2 protein-coding genes are annotated in these 2,263 nt (G+C 36.5%); both read left to right on the top strand.

The features are described 5' to 3' along the window. The first annotated feature begins 83 nt into the window (after positions 1–83). The gene (gene grpE / locus F6K22_RS39140; protein WP_293110367.1) at positions 84–812 is read left to right on the top strand and encodes a nucleotide exchange factor GrpE; all 729 of its coding nucleotides are present in this window, start codon (positions 84–86) and stop codon (positions 810–812) included. A 388-nt stretch (positions 813–1,200) separates the two neighbouring features. After that, positions 1,201–2,263, top strand: a 1,063-nt coding sequence (locus F6K22_RS39135; protein ID WP_293110365.1) for an Hsp70 family protein, incomplete at its 3' end; no start/stop codon positions are given.

Below are 2,263 nucleotides of genomic sequence, written 5' to 3'. Positions count from 1 at the left end.
TCTTCTTGATTGTGATATGATAAATCATGGTAAAAAAGCAAGACAAAAAGTAGTAATAGCCTTAAGTATTAGGAGAGAATAAAATGGCAGAAGAAATTCCCTTTACAGAAACAAAAAATCAACAAATAAATGAAAATATTCAAGATGTTCAAGCTGCTGTTGAGCCGAATGTAAACTTAGATTCATCTCCAAAAGTTGAGAATAACAAAGAAGTCTCTGAAGATAATACCTCACAAGAGACAGAGCCGCAGAACTTTGAGCCAATGTCACAAGAAATAGTCCTGTTGAAAGAGGCTTATGAATCCTTACAAACTCAGTTAGAAACTACCCAATTTCAACTAGAAGAAAAAGACAGTCAATACAAAAGACTAGGAGCAGACTTTGACAACTTCCGTAAACGGACAGAAAAGGAAAAGGAAGAGTTGGATACACAAGTTAAGTGTGCCACAATTATTGAAATCTTACCAGTAATTGACAACTTTGAGCGAGCACGCTCCCAGATAAAACCAGCAAATGATGGAGAAATGGCTATCCATAAAAGCTATCAGAATGTCTATAAGCAAATGGTAGAGTCTTTGAAAAAGTTAGGAGTTTCTCGTATGCGCCCAGAAGGTGAAGAGTTTGACCCTAATCTACATGAGGCAGTAATGCGAGAGGCAACTACAGAGCATCCAGAAGGAACTGTAATAGAAGAGTTTGTCAGAGGTTATATTCTAGGCGATCGTGTACTCCGACACGCGATGGTAAAAGTAGCAACAGCACCAGAATCTACAGATACTGAAGTAGAAAATCAAAGCGATCCAGAAAGTTAGTACTGGTTAACTATTTTTGATTGAATTATCCTGCTTTTAAGTTGTATTCAGACCTATCCAAAATTACCTACAATAGAAACATAGATGCTAAAACTTTAATCCAATTGTCGAAATTTAACTAAGATTTTTTCTGAATGCAACTTAAACAAATCAAACTAATGATTTTGAGGGAGAATTAAAATTTAGTAGAAATTGGAAAAAAGTATATTATGAGTTGCAAAAATTAACTGCTTTTTTTTAACAGCTTTGAACAAAAAAATATACTTGATTAAGATGTGAAAAAAAAGCTAGATTTTTGTTGCTTTTAAAGCCTGAGCAAAAGCCAGAAGCTTGAAAGCTTCATTCTAATAAAAATAAAGATTTTTGACGATAAGAACGCCGAAGCACTATGGGAAAAGTCATTGGCATTGATTTAGGGACAACTAATAGTTGTGTGGCCGTCTTAGAAGGGGGGAAAGCTGTTGTAATTTCCAACTCAGAAGGTGGACGTACAACACCCAGTATTGTCGGATTTGGTAAAGGAAATGAACGTTTAATTGGTCAACTAGGAAAGCGACAATCAGTAACTAATGCAGTAAATACAGTCTATAGCATTAAAAGATTTATCGGGAGAAGATGGGACGATACCGAAGAAGAACGCTCCCAAGTTCCCTATACCAGTATTCAGGGTAAAGATAATACTGTAAATGTCCAGATTAGGGGAAAAAACTATACTCCTCAAGAAATTTCAGCAATGATTCTGCAAAAAATGAAGCAGGATGCTGAAAAATATCTAGGTGATTGTGTTACTAAAGCTGTAATTACAGTACCAGCCTATTTTACAGATGCGCAGAGACAAGCAACTAAAGACGCAGGAACTATTGCTGGTCTAGAAGTGCTAAGAATTATCAATGAACCAACTGCTGCTTCCTTATCATACGGGATAGATAAGCAGGACAAAGATCATACTATCTTAGTCTTTGACTTAGGTGGAGGAACTTTTGATGTTTCTATCTTACAGTTAGGAGATGGAATCTTTGAAGTTAAGGCTACTTCTGGTAACAATCATCTAGGAGGAGATGATTTTGATAATTGTATAGTCCGTTGGTTAGTAGAGCAGTTCAGAGATCGGGAAGGGACAGATTTATCTCCAGATAAAATGGCAATACAAAGAGTGCGAGAAGCAGCAGAAAAGGCCAAAATAGAACTATCTTCTGCCCAGACTACAAATATCAATTTACCATTTATTACGGCTAACGAAGCTGGACCAAAACATTTGGAGACCCAGCTAACTCGTGCTCAATTTGAAAAATTGGTGCAACCTTTGGTGAAAAGTACGATTCAACCAGTAGAACAAGCTCTCAAGGATGCTGGGATGAAGCCAGAAAATATAGACAGGATTATTCTTGTGGGAGGATCTACTAGGATACCAGCAGTTCAAGCAGCAATAGGTAATTATTTTAATGGTAAAA

Source organism: Okeania sp. SIO2F4, assembly GCF_010672385.1.
Taxonomy (GTDB): Bacteria; Cyanobacteriota; Cyanobacteriia; order Cyanobacteriales; family Microcoleaceae; genus Trichodesmium.
The sequence above is the reverse complement of the archived record's forward strand: the minus strand, read 5'-3'. Positions and strand labels throughout refer to the sequence as shown.

What these genes read in the sequence shown, in the direction of transcription:
- grpE (WP_293110367.1), top strand. Translation starts at nt 84, where the DNA reads ATGGCAGAAGAAATTCCCTTTACAGAAACAAAAAATCAACAAATAAAT.